This window comes from Mesorhizobium sp. M7A.F.Ca.US.006.04.2.1, assembly GCF_004022915.1.
Classification (GTDB): Bacteria; Pseudomonadota; Alphaproteobacteria; order Rhizobiales; family Rhizobiaceae; genus Mesorhizobium; species Mesorhizobium ciceri.
On record NZ_RZQA01000615.1, the window covers coordinates 1 to 3,918 of the forward strand.

Here is a 3,918-nt window from a genome sequence, read left to right on the forward strand (position 1 = left end):
CAATAGCAGCGTCCACCAGTCGTCGGTCTACTTGACGGGTCTCAACGGCCGCAACTATTTCGACGTGCGCGCCATGCATTTCGATGTGCAGGAAGATACACCTGACGACAACGCCTCTGCGCGAAGCGGACAACAGCCCTGGGTGCTGCCGTCGCTCGACTACGCCTATATTCCTGATGCGTCGGTGGCCGGCGGCCAGCTATCGCTCAACGTCAACGCGCGTGTCATCCGCCGCGACGAACTCGATGACACTTTCTCCACCCCCATACAGCGTGTCCCTGGTATCGAAGGCGAATCGGGCCGTCTCACCGCCGAGGCCGAGTGGAAGCGGAGCTTCGTCACCGATGGCGGGCTGGTGCTGACGCCATTGCTCGCACTGCAGGGCGACGTCGACTACCTCAATGCGTCATCGGCTTCGCTCACTGCCATTAACAATATGGCAGCAAATTTGAACGAGCAGGCCGATATGCGCTCGTCATTTGCCCGTTACATGGCAACCGCAGGCCTCGAGATGCGTTGGCCGGTGCTGTTTTCCATGGCCAGCGGGTCCAGCCATGTCATCGAACCGATGGCACAGGTCTTCATGCGTCCGAACGAGCAATATGTCGGCGGCCTCTCAGTACCCAACGAAGACGCCCAAAGCATGGTCTTCGATGCGACCACCTTGTTCGAACGCGACAAGTTCTCCGGCTACGACCGCGTCGAAGGCGGTTCGCGCGCCAATGTCGGCTTCCGCTATTCCGGCTCCTACAACAATGGCTGGGGCACCAATGCCATTTTCGGCCAATCCTATCAGATTGGCGGCGAGAACTCGTTCGCCGCGCCGGATTTGGTGAATGTCGGCGCAAACTCCGGCCTCGACACGACCAAGTCCGACTATGTCGGCCTGTTCGGCATCAACAGCCCCAACGGCTTCGCGGCCTCGGTCAGCGGCCGTTTCGACGAACAGAGCTTCGAGATCCGCCGCGCCGAGGTGAAGGCCGCCTATTCCGGCCTGCCTGTGTCGCTGAGCGCCAAATACGCCTTCATCCAGGCCCAGCCGCTGTACGGCTTCACCACCGACCGCCACGAGGTCACGCTTGGTGCATCCACGCATCTGGCCGAAAACTGGCGCGTCTTCGGCACAGGAACCTACGACCTGCAGCAGAGCCTGCTGGTCAAGGACGGCGTCGGCTTCGCCTACAACGATTCCTGCTTCACTTATTTGATGACCTACTCGCAGTCGCGCGATCTGAACACCAGGGAGGTGTCGCAGACCATCGGCTTCAATCTGTCGTTCCGCACCCTCGGCGATTTCGGCTCGTCGACCAGTGCCGTCGACACGATCCAGTAACAATCGGCGACATCGTTTCGCCGCATAGGGCTGGCACGGATTTCGCGCACCTGGAAAGATCAAATTGGGCGGGACCGGGATAGAATTGGGATGCCAACGATGAGGAAATACCTCTTTTCAGCAGGTTTCGCGTTGCTCGTGGCGGCGACGTCCGTGTCGATCACCGTAATGGCGCCGCCGGCTTTCGCCAGCGAGATCAAATACGTCGTCAACGACATTCCTGTCACCACCGGCGACATCGCCCATCGCGCCGCCTTCCTGAAGCTGCAGCGCAAGAAGGGCGATGCCGGCCAGGAAATGATCGACCAGACGTTGCGTATGGCCGAGGCCAAGCGGCTTGGTATCCGCATCAGCGACGCCCAGGTCGATGCCGCGTACCAGCGCTTTGCCTCGAGCAACAAGATGCAGCTCAGCCAGCTCGACGGCGTCATGGAGAAGTCGGGCGTCACTAAGAGCCACTTCAAGGAATTCATCCGCGCCCAGATGGCCTGGAACCAGGCCTTGAGCGCGCGCTACCGTTCCGGCGACGGCACCGGCGCCGTCAGCGAACAGGATCTCGTCAGGAAGATGCTCGAAAAAGGCGGCGCCAAACCGAGCGCCACCGAATACATGCTGCAGCAGGTCATCTTCGTGGTGCCGGCGGCTGAACGCAGCGCGACGCTGGGCAAACGCAAGCGAGAGGCCGACGCCATGCGCGCCCGCTTCAACGGCTGCAACACGACGCGCGAATTCGCCAAGGGCCTGATCGACGTCACCGTTCGCGATCTGGGCCGGGTGCTGGCGCCGCAACTGCCGCCGGACTGGGCCGAGCAGATCAAAGCTACCAAAGTCGGCGGTGCCACCGTCACGCGCGAAACTGAACGCGGCGTCGAATTCATCGGCATCTGCTCGTCGCGCGAAGTGTCCGACGACAAGGTTGCCCAGATGGCGTTCCAGGCCGAAGGCTCCGGCGGCGACAAGGATGCCGACGCGCTCAGCAAGAAATATGTCGACGAGCTGAAGGCAAAAGCCCGCATCGTCAAGCGCTGACGTGGGCAACGCAGTGACTGCGCTCGCGTTGAGCGCCGGCGATCCGTCCGGCATTGGGCCGGAGATCGCCATCGCCGCCTTCATGGCGCGTGAAGCTGCCGCCCTGCCCCCCTTCTACCTGCTCGCCGATCCGGCGCTGATCGCCTCCCGGGCGCGCCTGCTCGGCCTCTCGCTGCCGATCGCCGAAGCCACCCCGGCACAAGCGGCGCAGGTCTTTGCCCGCGCCTTGCCGATCGTTCCGCTGGCTGCAGGCTGCATCGACAGCCCCGGCCAGCCGGATCCGGCCAATGCGGCCGCCACCATCGAGGCCATCGACCGCGCCGTCGCCGATTGCCTTGCCCGCGAAGCCTCGGCCGTGGTCACCTGCCCCATCGCCAAGAAGCCGCTCTACGATGCCGGCTTTCGCTTTCCCGGCCACACCGAATATCTGGCGCATCTGGCGGCTCGGCACAGCGGTGTCGAGGCGATGCCGGTGATGATGCTGGCAGGACCCGACCTGCGCACCGTTCCCGTCACCATCCACATAGCGTTGGCCGAGGTGCCGAAGGCACTGACCACCGAACTGATCGTCGCCACCGCGCGCATCACCGCTGCCGACCTTGCCGGCCGCTTCGGCATCGCCAGGCCACGGCTGGCGATTGCCGGGCTCAATCCACATGCCGGCGAAGGCGGCGCCATGGGCCTCGAAGACGAGCGGATCGTGCGCCCGGCGGTCGACATCCTGCGCGCCGAAGGCATCGACGCTTTCGGCCCTTTGCCGGCCGACACGTTGTTCCATGTCCGGGCGCGGGCTGGTTACGACGCGGCCCTTTGCATGTATCACGACCAGGCGCTTATCCCGGCCAAGGCGCTGGCTTTCGACGAGGCGGTCAATGTCACGCTCGGCCTGCCCTTCATCCGCACCTCGCCCGACCACGGCACGGCCTTCGACATCGCCGGCAAGGGTGTGGCGCGGCCCGACAGCCTGATAGCGGCGCTGAAGCTTGCCCGGCGGCTGGCCGACACGAACACCAAGGCGGTTGCCGTATGAGATCTCGGGCATGAGCATCGACGGGCTGCCGCCGCTGCGCGAGGTGATCGAGCGGCATGGGCTGCAGGCGAAGAAGGCGCTCGGCCAGAATTTCCTGCTCGACCTCAACCTCACCGGCAAGATCGCCCGCACCGCCGGCGACTTGTCCGATGCAACCGTCATCGAGGTCGGCCCCGGTCCCGGCGGGCTGACCCGCGCCTTGCTTGCCAACGGAGCGCGCCAGGTGATCGCCATAGAGCGCGACGAACGTTGCCTGGCTGCTCTTGCCGAAGTGTCCGACCACTATCCCGGCCGGCTGGAGGTTGTTTCGGGCGATGCGCTGAAGACGGATTTCACGGGCCTTGCCAGTCGAGCGACCGGCAATGGCGGCCCGGTCAAGATCGTGGCCAACCTGCCCTACAACATCGGCACGGAGCTGCTGGTGCGCTGGTTGACCGTCAGCGACTGGCCGCCTTTCTACACCTCGATGACTTTGATGTTCCAGCGCGAGGTGGCCGAGCGCATCGTCGCTCCCGCCGGCAGCGAC

General features: G+C 64.2%; 4 protein-coding genes. All 4 read left to right on the forward strand.

The genetic code is table 11. The features are described from left to right. Positions 1-1,333, forward strand: a 1,333-nt coding sequence (gene lptD, locus EN925_RS26470; protein ID WP_164894400.1) for an LPS assembly protein LptD, incomplete at its 5' end; no start/stop codon positions are given. Positions 1,334-1,423: 90 nt separating this feature from the next. Next, positions 1,424-2,362, forward strand: a complete 939-nt coding sequence (locus EN925_RS26475) for a peptidylprolyl isomerase (RefSeq protein ID WP_024504313.1) — start codon at positions 1,424-1,426, stop codon at positions 2,360-2,362. Position 2,363: 1 nt separating this feature from the next. After that, entirely contained in the window at positions 2,364-3,392 is a 1,029-nt protein-coding gene (pdxA, locus tag EN925_RS26480) for a 4-hydroxythreonine-4-phosphate dehydrogenase PdxA (protein ID WP_127384835.1), read from the forward strand. Positions 3,393-3,402: 10 nt separating this feature from the next. After that, positions 3,403-3,918, forward strand: a 516-nt coding sequence (locus tag EN925_RS26485; RefSeq protein WP_281040663.1) for an rRNA adenine dimethyltransferase family protein, incomplete at its 3' end; no start/stop codon positions are given.

Excerpts from the sequence above, each read along its gene's own strand:
- EN925_RS26475 (WP_024504313.1), top strand. The coding sequence starts at position 1,424 with ATGCCAACGATGAGGAAATACCTCTTTTCAGCAGGTTTCGCGTTGCTC.